This window comes from Bradyrhizobium sp. SHOUNA76 (assembly GCF_023006445.1).
In the GTDB taxonomy this organism is placed as follows: domain Bacteria; phylum Pseudomonadota; class Alphaproteobacteria; order Rhizobiales; family Xanthobacteraceae; genus Bradyrhizobium.
Genome location: NZ_JALBHA010000002.1, coordinates 38,900 through 56,635 on the forward strand (window position 1 = coordinate 38,900; position 17,736 = coordinate 56,635).

At 61.7% G+C, this 17,736-nt stretch carries 18 protein-coding genes; 8 read left to right on the forward strand and 10 right to left on the reverse strand.

Translation table 11 applies throughout. The annotated features are described in order from the left end of the window. Positions 1 to 28: 28 nt before the first annotated feature. The 8 genes from MOV74_RS00770 to MOV74_RS00805 all read left to right on the forward strand — a co-directional run bounded on the left by MOV74_RS00770 (position 29) and on the right by MOV74_RS00805 (position 7,010). Positions 29 to 541, forward strand: coding sequence for a hypothetical protein (locus MOV74_RS00770; RefSeq protein ID WP_246916573.1), 513 nt, complete (start codon positions 29 to 31; stop codon positions 539 to 541). Between the two features lie 35 nt (positions 542 to 576). Beyond that, complete coding sequence (locus tag MOV74_RS00775) at positions 577 to 1,386, forward strand: 2-keto-4-pentenoate hydratase (protein ID WP_246916575.1); 810 nt, start codon at positions 577 to 579, stop codon at positions 1,384 to 1,386. Positions 1,387 to 1,424: 38 nt separating this feature from the next. Further along, entirely contained in the window at positions 1,425 to 2,348 is a 924-nt protein-coding gene (locus tag MOV74_RS00780) for an acetaldehyde dehydrogenase (acetylating) (RefSeq protein WP_246916577.1), read from the forward strand. Beyond that, the gene (dmpG, locus tag MOV74_RS00785; RefSeq protein WP_246916579.1) at positions 2,345 to 3,376 is read left to right on the forward strand and encodes a 4-hydroxy-2-oxovalerate aldolase; all 1,032 of its coding nucleotides are present in this window, start codon (positions 2,345 to 2,347) and stop codon (positions 3,374 to 3,376) included. Before MOV74_RS00780 ends, dmpG begins: the two co-directional genes overlap by 4 nt. A 221-nt stretch (positions 3,377 to 3,597) precedes the next feature. Continuing rightward, positions 3,598 to 4,407, forward strand: coding sequence for an ABC transporter ATP-binding protein (locus MOV74_RS00790; RefSeq protein WP_246916581.1), 810 nt, complete (start codon positions 3,598 to 3,600; stop codon positions 4,405 to 4,407). Then, on the forward strand, positions 4,404 to 5,117 hold the full coding sequence (locus MOV74_RS00795; protein WP_246916583.1) for an ABC transporter ATP-binding protein: 714 nt from the start codon (positions 4,404 to 4,406) through the stop codon (positions 5,115 to 5,117). Before MOV74_RS00790 ends, MOV74_RS00795 begins: the two co-directional genes overlap by 4 nt. A 13-nt stretch (positions 5,118 to 5,130) precedes the next feature. Continuing rightward, positions 5,131 to 6,009 (forward strand): branched-chain amino acid ABC transporter permease, encoded by an 879-nt coding sequence (locus MOV74_RS00800; RefSeq protein ID WP_194404503.1) that lies wholly within the window; start codon positions 5,131 to 5,133, stop codon positions 6,007 to 6,009. A gap of 2 nt (positions 6,010 to 6,011) precedes the next feature. Then, entirely contained in the window at positions 6,012 to 7,010 is a 999-nt protein-coding gene (locus MOV74_RS00805) for a branched-chain amino acid ABC transporter permease (protein ID WP_246916585.1), read from the forward strand. Positions 7,011 to 7,070: 60 nt separating this feature from the next. Here MOV74_RS00805 and MOV74_RS00810 read toward each other — a convergent pair whose 3' ends face one another. From MOV74_RS00810 to MOV74_RS00855, 10 genes are all read right to left on the reverse strand, one after another. Beyond that, the gene (locus MOV74_RS00810; RefSeq protein ID WP_246916587.1) at positions 7,071 to 7,451 is read right to left on the reverse strand and encodes a hypothetical protein; all 381 of its coding nucleotides are present in this window, start codon (positions 7,449 to 7,451) and stop codon (positions 7,071 to 7,073) included. A gap of 36 nt (positions 7,452 to 7,487) precedes the next feature. Continuing rightward, positions 7,488 to 7,889, reverse strand: coding sequence for an NUDIX domain-containing protein (locus MOV74_RS00815; protein WP_246916589.1), 402 nt, complete (start codon positions 7,887 to 7,889; stop codon positions 7,488 to 7,490). 61 nt (positions 7,890 to 7,950) lie between these two features. Further along, complete coding sequence (locus MOV74_RS00820; RefSeq protein WP_246916591.1) at positions 7,951 to 8,757, reverse strand: SDR family NAD(P)-dependent oxidoreductase; 807 nt, start codon at positions 8,755 to 8,757, stop codon at positions 7,951 to 7,953. Between the two features lie 11 nt (positions 8,758 to 8,768). Beyond that, on the reverse strand, positions 8,769 to 9,554 hold the full coding sequence (locus tag MOV74_RS00825) for an SDR family oxidoreductase (protein WP_246916593.1): 786 nt from the start codon (positions 9,552 to 9,554) through the stop codon (positions 8,769 to 8,771). A gap of 33 nt (positions 9,555 to 9,587) precedes the next feature. After that, positions 9,588 to 11,036, reverse strand: coding sequence for an FAD-binding protein (locus MOV74_RS00830; RefSeq protein ID WP_258719474.1), 1,449 nt, complete (start codon positions 11,034 to 11,036; stop codon positions 9,588 to 9,590). Beyond that, positions 11,033 to 12,682, reverse strand: a complete 1,650-nt coding sequence (locus MOV74_RS00835; protein ID WP_246916597.1) for an FAD-dependent oxidoreductase — start codon at positions 12,680 to 12,682, stop codon at positions 11,033 to 11,035. The genes MOV74_RS00830 and MOV74_RS00835 overlap by 4 nt, the downstream gene beginning before the upstream one ends. A 56-nt stretch (positions 12,683 to 12,738) precedes the next feature. After that, the gene (locus MOV74_RS00840) at positions 12,739 to 13,935 is read right to left on the reverse strand and encodes a CaiB/BaiF CoA-transferase family protein (protein WP_246916599.1); all 1,197 of its coding nucleotides are present in this window, start codon (positions 13,933 to 13,935) and stop codon (positions 12,739 to 12,741) included. A gap of 33 nt (positions 13,936 to 13,968) precedes the next feature. Beyond that, positions 13,969 to 15,123, reverse strand: coding sequence for an acyl-CoA dehydrogenase family protein (locus MOV74_RS00845; RefSeq protein WP_246916601.1), 1,155 nt, complete (start codon positions 15,121 to 15,123; stop codon positions 13,969 to 13,971). Positions 15,124 to 15,136: 13 nt separating this feature from the next. Beyond that, positions 15,137 to 16,324: an acyl-CoA dehydrogenase family protein gene (locus MOV74_RS00850; RefSeq protein WP_246916603.1), complete on the reverse strand. Its 1,188-nt coding sequence runs from the start codon at positions 16,322 to 16,324 to the stop codon at positions 15,137 to 15,139. Then, on the reverse strand, positions 16,260 to 17,495 hold the full coding sequence (locus MOV74_RS00855) for an ABC transporter substrate-binding protein (protein ID WP_246916606.1): 1,236 nt from the start codon (positions 17,493 to 17,495) through the stop codon (positions 16,260 to 16,262). Before MOV74_RS00855 ends, MOV74_RS00850 begins: the two co-directional genes overlap by 65 nt. Positions 17,496 to 17,736 lie beyond the last annotated feature (241 nt).

Consider the following 17,736-nt stretch of genomic DNA (forward strand, 5'->3'; position numbering starts at 1 on the left):
TAGGCGTATCATTCAAGGACTTCGATCGATGAAGACATGCCGCTCCGAGCCGAAGTTAGCCCTGTTCGGCCGTATCCCGCCCAGAACCCCGGGCCGGTCGGACGCGGAGGTACCCAGCGAGGCGGCGCTGGGCCCAACTCGCTACGCGCGTATACCACACACCTACTTCTACTCCGATGACGAGGCTGACGCCGCTTATGGTCTTCTGGATATCGAAGTGTCGCTGCAACGACGAGGGAATGGAGAAATCTGGCTCGAGGCTTACTGCATCGGTGACGGATTTCAGAGCGGCCGCGGCTCAGGGAGCAAGCATCCGCTGCGCTTCGAGCTCCGATGCGGCGACAAGTGCCTCGCCGGTGCCGAGTGGCGTTACCCAGCCGTACTCTGCGGGCACTTCGATCCCATGATGTTCGCGACCCGCGTCGACTTGTCTGAAAGCGAGTTCGAAGCCGTCGATAGTGTCTATCTGCCCGCGACGTCCGCTGAGGCTGAGAGTTGCATCGGAGCGCCGGCGGTCTTCGGCGGTCCCGAAGGACATTGATGGCCCAGTAGGGCCGCAGCAGAAAGGCAGTAAGAATGTCGAAAAGCGCATCGAAAACCACGGACGCCAGCGTTCTGGAAGCGGCGGACGCTCTGCAGCAAGCCGAAAGCCGGCGAACGCAGATTCCCCCCCTCGTCGCACGACTGGGACAGGGAAACGTGGCCGCGGCCTATGAGGTGCAGGCGGAGCTTACTTCAAGGCGGCTCGCAGCCGGCGGCCGCCTTGTCGGCCGCAAGATCGGGCTGACGTCGAGCGCAGTTCAGCAACAGCTAGGCGTGAACGAGCCGGACTTCGGCGCCCTGTTTGTCGACATGGAGGTCGAGCAAGGCGGCTTCCTAGAGGCCAAGACTCTCATTCAGCCCAGGATCGAAGCCGAAATTGCGCTTGTTCTCGAGCGAGATCTTGAGCGTCGGGACACGACAATGTCCGAACTGATGCGCGCCGTCGCCTTCGCCGCACCCGCGCTCGAGATCGTCGACAGTCGTATCCAGGACTGGAAGATCAGTATCGTGGATACGATCGCCGACAACGGCTCCAGCGCCCGTTTCGCGCTCGGCAACTCGATCAGGCGGCTTACGGACCTCGATCTTCTCACTTGCGGAATGGTCATGACGAAGAACGGCAACGTTGTTTCGGTCGGATCCGGGGCTGCCTGCCTGGGACATCCGCTGAAGGCGGCTCTCTGGCTCGTGCGCCGGCTGGCTGCGAATGAAGACGGCGATCACCTGCGCGCGGGCGACGTCATCTTGACTGGAGCGCTGGGACCGATGGTGAGCGCCACGGTGGGCGAAGAGTACGAGGCGCGAATTTCGGATCTCGGCTCCGTAAAAGTCCGCTTCGCCTGACCGTCGACCAACATCTTTGCTCTTCGAAAGGATCATAAATGGCCAAAATGAAGGTCGCCATCATAGGTTCGGGAAACATCGGCACCGACCTGATGATCAAGGTGATGCGGTACGGAAAAGCGCTTGAAATGGCTGCGATGGTGGGCGTCGATCCATCCTCGGACGGGTTAGCGAGAGCTCAGCGCCTCGGAATATTCACGACACATGAAGGCCTGAAGGGACTTCAGAAGTCCGACATCTATGCAAATGTCGGTCTGGTTTTCGACGCGACTTCTGCCAAGGCTCACGAAGTCCATGCTGCGGAGCTCAAGAAGGACGGAAAGCTCGTGCTTGACCTCACGCCGGCGGCGGTCGGTCCGTATGTCATTCCTCCTGTGAACCTCGATAAGGTGTTGAGGGAACCGAACCTGAACATGGTCACATGCGGCGGTCAGGCGACCATCCCCATGGTCGCCGCCGTGAGCCGGGTTGCGCCTGTCCCCTATGCCGAGATCGTTGCTTCGATTGCATCGCTCTCGGCGGGACCGGGAACGAGAGCGAATATCGACGAATTCACCGAAACCACCGCCAGGGCGATCGAGTCGGTTGGCGGCGCCAAACGCGGCAAAGCGATTATCGTTCTCAATCCCGCAGAGCCACCGCTGGTGATGCGCGACACGGTTTATTGTCTGACTGAGACCGATGACACCGCATCGATCCGCTCGTCGATCCACGAGATGGTTGAGCGGGTTCAGGGATACGCCCCGGGATACCGACTGAAGCAGGACGTCCAGTTCGACCCTGTAGAGACCTTCCCCGGCTCAACGGCGAAGCATTTGACCAAAGTCAGCATCTTCCTCGAAGTCGAGGGAGCAGGCCACTATCTGCCGACTTACGCTGGCAATCTCGACATCATGACTTCGGCAGCTCTCGCGACTGCCGAACGCCTCGCGTCGCAAGCGACAATGGAGAAAGTGGCATGAAGCCCCGCCTGTATATTCAGGATGTCACGCTTCGTGACGGTATGCACGCCATCCGTCACCAATACACCATCGATCAGGTCAGAAGCATCGCCGGCGCGCTGGAAGCAGCCAGGGTGGACGCCGTGGAAGTCGCTCACGGTGACGGCCTAGAGGGCTCCTCGTTCAACTACGGCTTCGGAAAACATTCTGATCTCCAGTGGATCGAAGCTGCGGCCTCGGTCCTCAAGCATGCCACACTGACGACGTTGCTGATCCCCGGGATCGGAACGATTCATGATCTCCGGACGGCGGCCAAGGCAGGCGTCCGCTCGGTTCGTATTGCGACACATTGCACAGAAGCGGACGTCGCCAAGCAGCACATCGCGGCTGCGCGGGATCTCGGACTAGACGTCGCCGGCTTTCTCATGATGGCGCATATGATTCCGCCGGAATCACTGGCCGAGCAGGCGAAACTGATGGAGTCCTATGGTGCCCACTGCGTCTACGTCACTGACTCCGCAGGCGCCCTGCTCGTGAATGACGCGGCTGCTCGGGTCCAAGCGTTACGGCGTGCGCTGAAACCCGAGACAGAGGTCGGTATTCACGCTCATGAAAACCTCTCGCTCAGCGTGGCAAACTCGCTCGCTGCCGTCGACCAGGGGGCTGTGCGCGTGGACGGCTCGCTCGCCGGAATGGGGGCCGGTGCCGGCAATACCCCAATCGAGGTGTTCGTCGCCGTGGCGGACAGGCTCGGCCTCAACCATGGCGCCAACCTGTTCAAGTTGATGGACGCAGCCGACGACCTCATCCGCCCCCTTCAGGATCGCGCGGTCCGGGTCGATCGGGAGACGCTTTCCCTCGGCTTTGCTGGCGTCTACTCGTCCTTCCTCAGGCATGCCGAACGGGCCGCGCAACGCTACGGCGTGGACTCACGCGAGATTCTGCTCGAACTTGGCCGACGGCGCATGGTGGGCGGTCAGGAGGACATGATCGTCGACGTGGCGCTCGATCTGGTGAACAGCGACGCTTCGCGGCGCCGCGCGGTCTGATCTCGGTTCGCATCTGAAGACCCAGGGCGAGTTTTCGCTCCTGGGCTCTTTTGCCGCAGCACGCCTTTTTCCCCGCAAATCCCTCACAGCCAGGCACAAAATTCAATTTGCACACTTGTGCGATTTTTTAGGCTCAGCTACGAGGATCAGAAAGGACGCCTGTTTAGTCATTCCGATATTAGCGACTATCCGGGCACAGCCTGTGATCCAAGGGGAGCTCCATGCATTGGCGGTCCAAGGAAATCTCGATCGTCGACGATAGAATTCCGCTCCTCGCGGTACGCCAAGTCAACGTCATCTTTGGCGGCATCGTCGCGCTCAACGGCGTGTCCTTTGACATGCACAAGGGCCAGATCCTTGGGCTCATCGGCCCCAACGGCGCCGGCAAGACGACGCTTTTCAACTGTCTGTCCCGGCTCTATCAGCCGTCGTCCGGCGACATCCTGATGGAAGGCGCCAGCATCCTGACGCGGCCGCCGCACCGGATCGCGGAAATCGGCATCGGCCGCACCTTCCAGAACGTGGCGCTGTTTCCGAACCTGTCGGTGATGGACAACGTCCGCGTCGGCGCCCATTCGAAGACCTCCAGCGACATCATCAGCGACTCCCTGAAGCTTGCCTGGATCCGCCGCAGCGAGACCGACGTCAACAGGAAGGTGCACGAGATCCTCGCCTATCTTGACCTCGAGGACGTCGCCCATACCAGCGTCTCCGGCCTGCCGTTCGGCACGCAGAAGCGCGTCGAGCTGGCGCGCGCGCTCGCGGCCGATCCGAAGATCCTGCTGCTCGACGAGCCCGCCGGCGGCCTCAATCACGAGGAAGTTTACGTGCTCGGCGACCTCATCCGCCGCATCCGCGACGAGCGCCACATGACCGTGCTGCTGGTCGAGCACCACATGGGCCTCGTGATGTCGATCGCCGACCACGTCGTCGCGCTGAATTTCGGCAAGAAGCTCGCAGAAGGCACGCCCGCCCAGGTACAGGCGGACCCCGACGTCATCAAGGCCTATCTCGGGAGCAAGGACCAATGACGACACTGCTCAACGTCAAGGACCTGCGCGCCTATTACGGTCAGGTCCAGGCGCTCCACGGCCTGTCCTTCTCCCTTAACGAAGGCTCCCTGACGGCGCTGTTGGGCGCCAACGGCGCCGGCAAGACCACCACGCTGCGCGCGATCTGCAACATGGTGCGCTCGACCGGCGGCATCGAGTTCGACGGCAAGCCGCTGAACAACCGCTCCACCGAGAGCATCGTGCGGTTCGGCATCGCCCACGTGCCGCAGGGCCGCGGCACCTTCACCACCATGACGGTGGAGGAGAACCTCCAGTTAGGGGCCATCACCCGCAAGGACAGCGCCGGCATCGTCTCCGACATCGAGCGCATGTATGCGCATTTCCCGGTGCTGAAGCAGCGCCACACCCAGCAGGCCGGCACGCTCTCCGGCGGCGAGCAGCAGATGCTCGCGGTCGCCCGCGCCCTGATGCTGCGGCCGCGGCTGATGCTGCTGGACGAGCCGTCCTTCGGACTCGCGCCGCTGGTGGTGCGCGACCTGTTCGGCATCCTCGGCAAGATCAATCGCGAGGACAAGGTGTCGATCCTGGTGGTCGAGCAAAACGCCCAGCTCGCGCTGGAGCTCGCCGACCAGGCCTATGTGATCGAGACCGGCCGCATCGTGATGTCGGGCAACGCCAAGGACATCGCGAACAACGAAGAAATCCGCAAATCCTATCTAGGTTACTGAGGGAGCCGGGACAATGGAGCTGTTCACCAACCAGGTCCTGGCTGGGATCGCCACGGGCGCGATCTATGCCTGCATGGCGCTCGCCGTGGTCATGATCTACCAGGCCATCGACCATCTCAACTTCGCGCAAGGCGAGATGGCGATGTTCTCGACCTTCATATCCTGGCAGTTGATGCAATGGGGCGTGTCCTACTGGGCCGCCTTCGTGATCACGCTGGCATTCTCCTTCGTCGCCGGCATCGCGATCGAGCGCATCCTGTTCAAGCCGCTTGCGAAAGCGCCGGTGCTGACCAACGTCGCCGGCTTCATCGCGCTGTTCGCGATCATCAACTCCTCGGCCGGCCTGATCTGGGACTTCACCATCAAGCAGTATCCGACCCCGTTCGGCTCCTCGCCGTTCCTGGGCAGCCAGCTGATCTCGACCCACCAGGCCGGCATGATCGGCGTCACCGTGCTGCTGCTGCTCGGCCTCTATTTCTTCTTCCAGTACACGCGGATCGGTCTTGCGATGCGCGCAGCCGCCTCGGTGCCTGAATCGGCCCGCCTCGTCGGCATCAACACGAGCTGGATGATCGCGCTCGGCTGGGGCATGGCGACCGCCATCGGATCGATCGCCGGCATGCTGATCGCACCGGTGGTGTTCCTCGAGCCCAACATGATGGGCGGCGTGCTGATCTACGGCTTTGCCGCCGCGGTGCTCGGCGGATTGTCGAGCCCGTTCGGCGCCGTGGTCGGCGGCTTCCTGGTCGGCGTCTTCGAGAACCTCGCCGGCACCTACATCCCCGGCGTCGGCAACGAGCTGAAACTCCCGATCGCGCTCGCGCTGATCATCTCCGTCCTGGTCGTCAAACCCGCTGGCCTGTTCGGCCGGCAAATCGTCAAGCGAGTTTGATCATGAGCGCTGCAGAAGAAGTCGTTGCAGAAGGCCACCAGGCGGTCGAGGCGGTTCCGAAGCGAGCCATGACGCTCGGCACGGGCACCTCGCTCCTGGTGCTGGCGGTGCTGTTGCTCGTTCCGATGTTCGTCAAGAACTTCATCATTTTCCAGATGACGATGCTCCTGATCTATGGACTCGCCGTGCTGGCGTTGAACATCCTGACCGGCGGTTCCGGCCAGTTTTCGCTGGGCCAGAGCGCGTTCTACGCCGTCGGCGCCTATACCTCCGCGGTGCTGATGGAGCACTTCAACGTCAACTACGCGCTGACCATTCCGGTTTCCGCCGCGATCTGCTTCGGCTTCGGGTATCTGTTCGGCAAACCGGCGCTGCGGTTGTCGGGCATCTATCTCGCGCTTGCGACCTTCGCCCTCGCGACCGCGATGCCGCAGCTGCTGAAGCTGAACTTCCTCGAGCACTGGACCGGCGGCGTGCAGGGCCTCGTCGTCACCAAGCCCGACGCGCCGTTCGGTCTGCCGATGTCGCAGGACATGTGGCTGTACTACTTCACGCTCGCCGTGACGCTCGCGATCTACATCTTCTCGGTGAACCTGCTGCGCTCCCGCTCGGGCCGCGCCTTCATGGCGATCCGCGACAACGAGATCGCGGCCTCCTCGATGGGCGTCGACGTCGCACTGTACAAGACGCTGGCCTTCGGGGTGTCCGCCGGCATCACCGGCGTCGCCGGCTCGCTCGGCGCCATCGCGGTGCAGTTCGTGGCGCCCGACAGCTACACCATCACGCTGGCGATCTCGCTGTTCCTCGGCATGGTCGTCGGCGGCGTCGGCTGGCTGCCCGGCTCGTTCGTCGGCGCGGCCTTCATCATCTTCGTGCCGAACATGGCCGAGAGCATCTCCAAGGGCCTTTCCGGCGCAGTGTTCGGCGTGTTGCTGTTCCTGGTGATCTTCCTCCTGCCACGCGGCTCCCGCCAGATCCTCGACCGATTGACCGCGCGATGAAGAAAGCGAATCTCGGATTGGCTGACTTCAGAAGTCCCACCAGCGGCCTTCAGGCCTCAGTTAGGAACGATGAGGCACACTGACACTGGCGTGATCTCTGGCTGCCACTTCCGAGAGGGGCTCTTCCACTGACCCATATCCAGCATCTTGGGGAATGGTGAGCACCCTGCCCCCGGGGCGCTGCTCGATCCTGGATTGGACCGTGACGACGGGCCGTTGCTGAGCGCGCGATAGCGCTTCGTTGACACTGCGGCTCTCCGCCAGCAACTGAAGGTTAAGACGGGTCGGAAAGCCGACAATCCGCTCTCTGGCCCGGCCGAGCCGCAACGCCTCAGCAGGCGCGATCCACTCCGCATTTGTGATCTCAAGACCATCGGAAACGGCCTGTTGTTCCGAAGCGACGGCAATCAGATAGAAGTGGGTATCGAACCGCTTCGGCATCGCTTCGGGCGTTATCCAATGGGAGAACGGCACGAGCTATTTCGCGTCAAAGACGATCCCGGCGCTACGGGCAAAGGTCAGAAAATCAAGGTGACCCTGGCGGATTTCGCGGCGCGCGGTCGTTGCGGTTTCAGCGGCGCAGTCACGAGAAGCCGAGCTTCGCGCCATGAGCAGGCCCGTCTCCTCGAACACCTCACGAATGGCGGCTATTCGCAGAGCACGCTGATCAGCCGGCACCGAGTGCCAGCCATCGACCGTCTCTCCCCATCCGTCATTGCCGTCCTCGGGGTCTACCTTTCCGCCAGGGAAGACCAGAGCGCCGGCAGCAAATGTAGACTGCTGGTGCCGGGTCACCATCAGCACCTCGAAAGCCGGTCTATCGCGAACCAGCAAGACCGTGGAGGCGGGAACGGCCCTTGCCGGCGTGGTTCTTTCCATGGCAGGTCATCTTCTTTCTATCGATGGTGGAAGGCGAGTCCAGGCCTGACACCGCCGGCGCCTAGACCGCGGAGACAAGGGTAGCGCCCCCCGAGACCCGAATGCATTCACCGGTGACGTATCGCGACAGGTCGGTAACAAGAAACTCCAGGACCCCGGCACAATCTTCCGGTGTTCCCAGCCTGCGCATAGGCGTCAGATCAGCATGGGCTTTCGTTCCCAAATTGCGGGCCGCGGCTTGCGCCTTGATGCGCGCGCTTTCGATGATCCCAGGCGAGATGCAGTTGACGCGGATGCCTTCCGGTCCGAGCTCGACCGCGAGCGTTTGCGTGTATCGGATAACCGCGGCCTTGGCGCTATTGTACATCGCCAAACGACCGCTCGAGGGCGTTCTATCAACGCCGTTGGTGGCGACATTCACGATGGCCCCGCCCCGTCCGCGCATCACCGGGACAGCCGCCTGGCAGCAATGGACCATGCTGTAGAAGTTGGCTGCAAAGAGCTTCTCAGTGTCCTCCAACGGGCTCTCGGAAGCCCGACTTCGATCAATCGGAGTAATCGCCCCCCCTGCGTTGTTGACCAGTATGTCTATTTGCCCCATCTGCTCAAACACCGTATTGACCGCGCTCCGCGCAGCGTCCCGTTGTGAGAGATCGGCCTGGATTCCGATGCTTCTACCGCCAAGGCGTTTGACTTCCTCCATCACACTCTCGGCGGAGAGCTTCTCTCCGTGCTTCGAGGCGACGTCGAGATCGACATCGACGATGGCCACGTCGGCTCCCAGGAGCGCCAGGCGCAACGCGTAGGCCCTCCCGATCCCGCCCGCTCCGCCGGTCACTATGGCGACCTTTCCCTGCAGCTTGTCCATGCCTGCTGTCCTCAGTTCAGCGCGCGACCGCCGTTCACGGCCAGATTTTGGCCGGTCACGTAGGCAGCTTCGTCGCTCGCAAGATAGGCGATCGCGCTGGCGATCTCCTCAGGCAGACCGATCCGCCCCATCGGCACCGCATTCACGCTTCGCCCAAGCACATCGGGTGGCAGCGAATCCGTGGCCGCCGTTTTGATCGGACCCGGTGACACCGCATTCACGTTTACTCCAAAGGGCGCCAATTCCACGGCCAGGCTCCGCGTGAAGCCGATGACGCCCGCTTTTGCGGACGCGTACTCAACCATCTTGGGCGTTGGCACAAGCGCGATGCTCGAAGCGACGTTGACGATCTTTCCGTACTTGCGGTCCCGCATTCCCTGAACGACCTGGCGAGTGCAGAGCATCGTGCTGAGAAGGGTAACATCGACGATCTTTCGCCATGTCTGCGATGTGGATTCGACGAACTCCGTGTTTCGCCCGCCACCCCCTCCGCCGACGCCGTTGACGAGCACATCCACGCGTCCGAATCGCGACAAGATGCGATCGAAGGCGGCAGCGACCGCATGCTCGTCGGTGCAATCGATTTTCATGCAGACCGCCGAGGCGCCCGCGATTTCAATCATTGCCCCGATGCGATCAACGGCGGGCAACACGTCGATGGCCACGACCGCCTGCGCGCCTTCTCTCGCCAGCCGCAACGCCGTCGCTCCACCGATCCCACCTCCCGCCGCGGTGACGACGACAACCTTTTCGGCAAATCGAGGGGCAAAGACCGTCGGTGAATGCTCAGTCCCCATCTACTGTCTCCTTCCAGGGAAATCGTGCGGCTGTCATCGAGCGGAACCAAGATGGCGATCGGGATCGGGTCTCGATGGCATGCCTGGCCTCGGCCGATCGCCAGCCGCCGCGCCTGCGACCCTGCCCGAGATCGCCGCCTTGCCGAGGGCCGATCCACTGAGATACGATCTGCCGTGAAAACCTCCCAGAATTTCGCCGGCCGCAAACAGACCTGGAATGATCTCGCCGAATACATCGAGAACCTGCATCCGGGAATTGACCGTAAGACCGCAATAGGTGGCGGTGATCGCATTCGCGCAAGGAAACGCGTAGAACGGCGCCGAGTCTATGCCGGACAGCGGCGACGCGCTGCCATAGGCCGGCGCGCGCCTTCCGAAATCGCGATCCACTCCGCCATCGAGCAGGTCGCGATTGTATCTGAGAACGGTCTGCCGCAGCGCTCCCTCCGGCACGCCGATCATTTTGCCGAGCTGGTCGAGATCGAGTGCAGTCAGTATCAATCCTCTTTTTAGCGCTCCCTCATAGTTGTTGATGGACGACGTCGAGACAGACTGCGCGATGACCTTCGAATCGAACAACTGAAATGCGATGCCGTTGGGTTGGCGAGCGCATGACGCGCTTAGCGACTTGTAATTTGCCGATTCGTCAGCGAACCGTACGCCATCGCGGTTCACCATGATGGCGCCTCGGTAGATCGGGAACAGCAAAACTGAGTCCTCGTCCGGTCCCTGCTCGGTGTCCGGAAAACGGCTTGCCGCAACGCCGAAGGTGGCGGTGATATAGCCCATGTCGGCTTGGCCGGCACCGACGCGACCGGCCATCAGGAGGCCATCGCCCGTGTTTCCGGTGCCCCCCAGTTTGAACGCAGCCGAAAGGCCCGGCGCATAGGTTTCGATCAGTCTGGCACTGCGGGAAAAGCCGCCGGTCGCCAGGATGACACCCTTGCGCGCGTGGATCTCTTTTGGGGCACCGTCGACGTTCACAAGCGCGCCGACGACTGCTCCATCTACTGTAATCAGCCGCCCAGCGGCGGTTCGATCGACATATTGGATGCGATTCTCGGCCTCCACTCGCATGTGAAGCGCCTTGATGGCTGCGCCCTGAGCCGTACTATGGACGCGAGGGACCGCTCCTGGGGTCGACGAGATCCCGAGCGAAAACACCACGCCATTGCTGCGCAGCCATTCGTAAGTCTCGAGTTGCCTGGCGACGTAGGTCTCGATGAGTGCGGGGTCCGCCTTCCCGCCGCCGACTTCGCTCATGTCGCGCCTGAGTGCTTCCGGTCCGTCCACGATCCCGCGGGCGGCTTGCAGATCGGTGCCGGCAAAGGCAAACCCGCCCCCGGCCAGTGCCGAGCTTCCGCCGGCAGACGCCGTCTTTTCGATCAGAACCACTTCGGCACCGCATTCCGCGGCCGCCAATGCCGCACAATGGCCGGCAAGGCCGCTTCCGCAGACCAATACGTCGGTCGACCACGTCATTCTGCGATCTCCCGCGTGCTAGGCTTTGTCGCGCCGTACGCAGCATCCCCGTGACCGGTCACAAGTCTCACCAATCCGGCCGCCCCCTGATCACATGAGGAGCCGCGCCAGGCCACGTGCATGTCGGGGCGAAGAAGAAGGAGTGGTTGCTCGTAGACGTCTCGAAGACGTGGCTCGTCGAGTCTGAGGATCTGGAGCGGGGCGCCGAGCTCGCAGAAGGATTGCTCTATGACGCGAACGTCGGCACCTCCCGAAAGGTCTAGGAGCGTGTAACCACTTCCGATCACGTCCTGTACCGCGCGCCCGTCCTTCAACCACATGTGCGGCAGCCGCACCCCGGGTCTTGCATGGGGTGTATATCTGGTCGTATCCCAATCGGAATCGTCGTGCGCTTCCGACACGATGATCTTGGAGCCGTGATAGCTATACCCCAGTTCGACACCAACCATCTCGTGTACACGGCGATGGTGCAGGTCAGCCGTCCGTCCGATTTCAGCCCGCAATTGCGAACCGGCCTGCGAATCCTGATTCACCTCCGGGCGCCAAAGCGCGCGCCACATGCCCATTCCGGCTGCAGCCCAACCTGAAGCCTTGACGTTGCGTGCTCCGACCTTTCGGCGCTCCCACTCGTAGCTGTCCAAAAGTTCAGGACCGCCCCAGCCCGCAATCGTGCCTGCCAGCTTCCATGAGAGATCGAGCGCGTCTCCTACTCCGGTGTTCATTCCGAGCCCGCCCGTCGGAATCACCAAATGAACGGCGTCGCCAGCCAGAAGAACCCGGCGCTCGCGATAGCGCTCGGCTAGCAGCAGATGCAGCTTCCAATTTGCGACGTTGATAAGGTGGAAATCAAATTCGAAGCCGACTCGCTTACGTACCTCCTGCTCGATGTCAGCTCCTTCGGGTACGGCGGAGTTCAGAGTGAACTCCTTGCGATCGCCTTGAACCACGAATGCGCTGGCTTGCTGATCGGCGACATAGTAGTGCCGTCCCTTCCCTATCGGGATAAGCTCGTAGAGCTGCTCCGACCGGAAAAAGATCTGCCGAGTGGCGCGGATGCCGCCCTGCCCCTCCAACTTGATGCCCAGGCGCTTCCGCACCGTGCTCGTGCCGCCGTCGCAGCCGACCAGGTACGAGCATCGCACCGACCGTTTGAGTCCGTCCTGGGACATCAGGGCCGAAACACCTCGTTCGTCCTGTTCGAAATCCGTCAGTTCGCACGCGTACCGGACGGTCAGGTTTGGGGTTGCCTCCGCGACCTCCTTCAGCAGCGGCTCGAGCTTGTTCTGAGAAACGAGTTGATAAGGCTCCAGCGGCTCAGAACCATCCACGCAGCTTGCGATCTTCGCTCTGCATTCCGCGACACTGGGATAGCGAAGGTGTGCGAGAGGAGTGTCGGTCAACCTCGTAACGATGAACACGTCCATGGACGCATCGGGCGGGTATCCCAGCTTCCGGACCTCATCCGCAATGCCCATGCGGCGATAGAATTCCATGGTCCGGGCGTTGGATCGGTCCATTTTCGGCCATGGCTTGGTCACGGGATCCCGCTCGACCAGGAGCGTTCGCACTCCTCGCCGGCTGAGATCGATGGCCAATGTGAGCCCGACCGGTCCCGCCCCCACCACGACGACGTCGAACGTTTCCATGGCACCTCCCCCGGCCGGGCGGATTGGCTCCGCTGTTCGGCACGCCTGACCTCGGTTCAGCTCACGACGCCTGCTCCGCGCAGGCGCTGTATTTCCTCGCCTGCGATGCCGATGCCTCGAAGTATTTCGTCGGTGTGCTCGCCGATTTTTGGCGCGCGCGCGTCCAGTGTCACCGGCGTCTCACCAAACTCGGCACAAAAGCCGAGCGTTCGAATCCTGCCGAATTCGGCGTCTTGGAACACCGGAAACGTTCCGTTGTGCTTCGCTTGCGGATCCTCGAAGAACTGCTCCAAGCTGTTCACCGGTGCCATGGGCACCTCGTTCTTGCGGGCCGCTTGCAGGAACTCTGCAGACGTCATCCGAGCAATGCTCGGCGCCAGCTCGTCATTGAGCTCACCCACGTTCTTCAGTCGATCTCCCGGCTTCGCGAAACGAGGGTCGTTCAGCAGATCGGCCCGATTCACAGCCCTGCAGATCCCGCGAAACTGATCGTCCTGGATGATCAATCCGATCACCTTGCCGTCCAGCGTATCGAAGACCCTGTAGATCTGGCGCAGTGGCGGCGGCGCTTCTCGGGAGTCCAGGAAAGTGTGGTTCTTCATCTGCTCTTGCGCGATGAAAGAGGCCCAGGCATCAAGCATCTTGACGACGACCTTCTGGCCTTTGCCACCGTTCCTCTCGCGTTCCCAGAGCGCCGCCAAGGCCGACATCGCTGCTGACATGGCCGAGACCTTGTCGGCGACCGCATTGCGTATCGGCTCCGGACTTCCTCCGGCGCCCTGGATGCCCATGAAGCCGACAAGACCTTGAATGACCTGATCGTACGCCGGTTGATCGCGATAGGGACCGTCCTCCCCGAAGCCCTTGATCGACAGATACACAAGACCGGGATTCTCCGCCTTGAGCTGGTTGTGGCTCAGGCCAAGACGATCCGTCACGTCCGGGCGGAAGTTCTCGATCAGGAGATCGGCGCGCAGCGCCAGCTGCTTTGCCAGCCGGCGGCCTTCCTCCGACTTGAGATCGATCACGATGCTGCGTTTGTTTCGGTTATACTGGGAGAAATAAGCGCCCAAACCCCTGTGGTGCGGGAAGACTGCCCGCATCACGTCGCCACCGATCGCTTCGACCTTGACGACATCTGCTCCCAGATCTGCGAATATCTGGCTTGCCATGGGTCCAGAGACCATCGTGGAAAGATCCAGCACGGTCAGCCCTTCGCAAGGACCGCCTCGCCTTCTTTCGACGTCCGTCATACGATGTCCTTTCGAGACGAAACTGTCTGCCTGCTAGTTCAATTCCTTCTGGGAGTAGTTCAGAAGAGACCGCGCAATGATGAGCCGGTTGACGTCGCCGGCGCCTTCGAAGATGTCGAAAATGCGCGCGTCTCGGAACCACTTCTCGGCGAGATATTCTTCCGACAGGCCTTCCGGCCCCAGCAGCTCCATGCATCCTTGCGTGATCTTGCGGGCCGCCTTGCCGCCGAGCGCCTTCGACATCGCCGCCTCGACCTTCGTGGCGCCGTTGTTGGTCCCTCCGACGTGCTCCAGCCATTTGCATCGAAGGATTGTCAGCGAAGTCGCTTCATAGAGCGCCTCCATTCGGATCAGTCGATCCTCGATCGCCGAGCGCGCCCTGATACCTTTTGCATAATCCAGCACCTGCTCCTTGCCGAGGAGCTTTTCCCGCGTAAATTCAAGCAGAGATCCCGCGACGGCGAGGCCCATCGCCGCAACGCCCGGACGCGTTCCGTTGAATACGATCATCGTCTTCTTGAAGTCGACGTCGATCTTGTTGATTGACGGCACCCGGCAGTCTTGCAGCACGAAATCGGCCGTATCCCAGCTGCGGATACCCATCTTCTTGACCTGGCCGAGCTCGGTGAGACCCTTCATGCCTTTCTCGATGACGAAGCCCATGAACGGCCGCGCGCCGTTCTTCTCTGGTCCCCGCACGAGAACCAAGGCACCATCGGACGCTCCGAAGGCCGAACAGTAGATCTTCTCGGCGTTGAGGATCCACTCATCCGTCGCCTCGTCGTAGCGGGCACTGCCGCGGATCATCGACGGATCCGATCCGGCCCCCGGCTCCGTCAGAGCAATTGACAACAGCTTGTTGCCGAACAGCTTGCGTTGCTCGTCGTTGCCCGCGTACCGAACGATCTTGTCGCCAAGGTGCTTCTTGATCCTGCGCATCCTGACGTCGCCCCGAGCGGTCTCCATCGTGACGAGGTGCTCGACGATCACCCTGCCGCTCGTCTCGGCCTCGATAGCGTCGAGCATCTCGAGCGGATCGGGACGATCCTTCACCTCGGCGAAAACCTTGGGCTCGATTTCGTCCTCGTGCTTGTCGTAGTACCGCGAATACGTACGACCGATCTCGGCCTCGTCTCTGGCGAGAGCGGCAATCTTCTTGTCGGCGTCAGTAAGGCTGAAATCCACCATGTCCCGTCTCCTCTCAAACGCCGGCAATACCTTCAAGAACCGAAAGTGAGCGCGCGTTGCGATACCACATCTCGATCGGATGAGCCCTAACGAAGCCGTGGCCGCCGAACGCCTGCACCCCCTCGTCCGCGATGCCGAGCACCTGCTCCGCCGCATAGGTGTAGGCAAGTTGAGCCGATCGCGTTGCATTTTGCGACGTCTCCAACTGCCAGGCGGCATACCAGCTCATCCAGCGCATGGCCTCGACCTCGATGTGCATGTCGGCGATTCGAAAGGCGATGGCCTGCTTACGCGCCAGCGCCGTGCCGTGGACGACGCGATCCTTGGTATAGGGAATGACATATTCGAGGACGCTGCGGCCAAGACCCGTGGCGATGGCAGACAGCCCCACTCTTCCGGCATCGATGATCTTCTGAACGTCACAGCCGTTATGTTCACCCAGGCGCATGGAAGCAGGCACCCTGACGCCCTCAAAATGGACCTCTGCGAGCCCCAGGCCGACGAGGCCGAGCGTTCCCTTCGGATCCTGCACCCGCACTCCCTTCGAGCCGCGCGGCACGATGAACGCGTCGAGGCTTTCTCCGCTTTCTGCGACCACGAGAAAATGTGAACATTCGGCCGCAAGCGGCACAAACGCCTTCGTCCCCTCGAGCACGTAGTCGTCACCGGCCTTGGGGGCCCGGGTCCGCAGACGAGAGACGTCGGCGTCGAACGAAGGCTCCATTACCAGCACGGCCGCGGCCTTGTACGCCGGACCTGCGAATTCCTTGACGATCGCCTCGCGCTGCTTCGAGGAGCCCTGGTCCACAATCGCTTGGACGAATCCCATCGGCGCCGCGAGCGCCAGCGCCAAAGTCGCGTCCCCCGCGGCAAGCTCCTCGAGCAGGATGGCATTCAGGACAGGCGAGCGCCCCTCTTCCGCAGCCTGCGCCTGCACGATTTCGGTCGACCAAAGTGTATCGAGCACGTCTCGCCCGATCTTTGCGTCGTCATCCGCCTTTCGCGCCATCGGACGCAGGACATTCTGCCCGAACTCGCGAAGCGTCGATTGCGCGATCTGCTGCTCTTCTGACAATTCAAACGTGATCACGCTGTGCGCTCCTTGAGGTATTCTTGATCGAAGGTTCAGGACATTCTTAGAGATCGTCGAGCGCGACGGGCTTCGAGATCGGAACCCATGTTCGTCCATCGAATCTGGCAAGCTGAAGATTGTGAATCGCACGGTAGTCGGTCGGGCTAATGGATACTTCGATCCCGTCGACGAAGAGCGGAGGCACGATGCCGCGAATGGTCGTCGCCTGCTTCAGCAGGTTTTCCCGCGTGAGTTCGTCGTCGCATCGCTTGAGTACCTGCTCGATCATGTAGGCATTGTTGTAGCCAGGAACCGTGGTGGTATTCTCGAGAGCGACGTTCGGAAGATACTTCCTGGCAAACTCGATGTAGTCCTTCACCGCGGGCGTGTCGGCTTCGGCGGGATCCGTGACATTGCGCTCCCAGCGCGCAGTGATGAGGCCGATGGAGTTGTCTAATCCAGCCGGAACAAGCGTTGTACCAATCGAGCTCGCGTTCCCCGCTATGACGTAAAGTGGCCGCCAATCCAGCGCAGCCGCCTTTCGGATCCCCTGCGCCGCAAACTTCGATTGGGTGATCTGCACGAGGACGTCGGCTCCGGACGCCTTCAGCTCGACAATCTGACTTTCGATCGTGGGCTCGCTGAGCTCGTGGGACAACTCCTTGACGATCATCGTCTGAGCCCGATCGCCCAGACTGGCCCTGATGCCCTTGACGAAGTCCCGGCCCAGATCGTCGTTGGAGTAATGAAGAGCTATCTTCGCCGACGGCTTCTGTTCGAGCACGTACCTGCCGAAAGCTTTTCCCTGGGCCACGTACAGCGGATAGAATGGTACGATCCACGGATAGTTCTTCGGATCGTTGAACTTCTCGATGCCGGAGGTGAGAAACAGATTCGGAACGCGCTTCGAATTGAGATACTTCTGGACTGCCAAACCGGGAGCTGACCCGAACGATCCGGCAATCGCAAACACCTCGTCGGATTCGACAAGCCGCCTCGTCTGCTCGAGCGCTTTAGCCGGACTGAATGCATTGTCGAGCGAGATCAGGTTGATCATTCGCCCGTTGATTCCTCCGCGCTCGTTGACCATGCGGAAGTATGCCGTTTGTGCCTCGCTGTAGACCGCCGCGCTCGAGACCGGACCGCTATAAGCGCCGGTCGTACCGAGCTTGATCTCGGTGGCGGTAACGCCCACTTCTTGACGCCCAGCCTGAACCTGGGTGATGCCCCAAGACGCCGTCGCCGCAAGCGAACAAGCCCCTCTCAACATGTGCCGGCGCGAAATGTGACGCACCTTCATCCTCCGGTCCTACCCTCGTGGGCTTGATCCTCCATAGGCCAAGGACGCACCTCAGGGCAAGCATAATTTGCACGACCGTGCGAAATGCAACGGAGCCATTCGCGTTCATGCGGCGAGGCCCTTCGGATCGCCCCCCGCACGCATATCCGTCGCCCCCCGCGGCCTCCTCGGCAAGGCGCCGGAGCTGGATAAGGCGCCAATTGCCGGAGGCATCGGCTTGCAATTGCGTCCCGGCTGTTTT

Coding starts and splice junctions, on each gene's coding strand:
- MOV74_RS00770 (WP_246916573.1), top strand. CDS start 29: ATGAAGACATGCCGCTCCGAGCCGAAGTTAGCCCTGTTCGGCCGTATC.
- MOV74_RS00775 (WP_246916575.1), top strand. CDS start 577: ATGTCGAAAAGCGCATCGAAAACCACGGACGCCAGCGTTCTGGAAGCG.
- MOV74_RS00780 (WP_246916577.1), top strand. CDS start 1,425: ATGGCCAAAATGAAGGTCGCCATCATAGGTTCGGGAAACATCGGCACC.
- dmpG (WP_246916579.1), top strand. CDS start 2,345: ATGAAGCCCCGCCTGTATATTCAGGATGTCACGCTTCGTGACGGTATG.
- MOV74_RS00790 (WP_246916581.1), top strand. CDS start 3,598: ATGCATTGGCGGTCCAAGGAAATCTCGATCGTCGACGATAGAATTCCG.
- MOV74_RS00795 (WP_246916583.1), top strand. CDS start 4,404: ATGACGACACTGCTCAACGTCAAGGACCTGCGCGCCTATTACGGTCAG.
- MOV74_RS00800 (WP_194404503.1), top strand. CDS start 5,131: ATGGAGCTGTTCACCAACCAGGTCCTGGCTGGGATCGCCACGGGCGCG.
- MOV74_RS00805 (WP_246916585.1), top strand. CDS start 6,012: ATGAGCGCTGCAGAAGAAGTCGTTGCAGAAGGCCACCAGGCGGTCGAG.
- MOV74_RS00810 (WP_246916587.1), bottom strand. CDS start 7,451: ATGCCGAAGCGGTTCGATACCCACTTCTATCTGATTGCCGTCGCTTCG.
- MOV74_RS00815 (WP_246916589.1), bottom strand. CDS start 7,889: ATGGAAAGAACCACGCCGGCAAGGGCCGTTCCCGCCTCCACGGTCTTG.
- MOV74_RS00820 (WP_246916591.1), bottom strand. CDS start 8,757: ATGGACAAGCTGCAGGGAAAGGTCGCCATAGTGACCGGCGGAGCGGGC.
- MOV74_RS00825 (WP_246916593.1), bottom strand. CDS start 9,554: ATGGGGACTGAGCATTCACCGACGGTCTTTGCCCCTCGATTTGCCGAA.
- MOV74_RS00830 (WP_258719474.1), bottom strand. CDS start 11,036: ATGACGTGGTCGACCGACGTATTGGTCTGCGGAAGCGGCCTTGCCGGC.
- MOV74_RS00835 (WP_246916597.1), bottom strand. CDS start 12,682: ATGGAAACGTTCGACGTCGTCGTGGTGGGGGCGGGACCGGTCGGGCTC.
- MOV74_RS00840 (WP_246916599.1), bottom strand. CDS start 13,935: ATGACGGACGTCGAAAGAAGGCGAGGCGGTCCTTGCGAAGGGCTGACC.
- MOV74_RS00845 (WP_246916601.1), bottom strand. CDS start 15,123: ATGGTGGATTTCAGCCTTACTGACGCCGACAAGAAGATTGCCGCTCTC.
- MOV74_RS00855 (WP_246916606.1), bottom strand. CDS start 17,495: ATGAAGGTGCGTCACATTTCGCGCCGGCACATGTTGAGAGGGGCTTGT.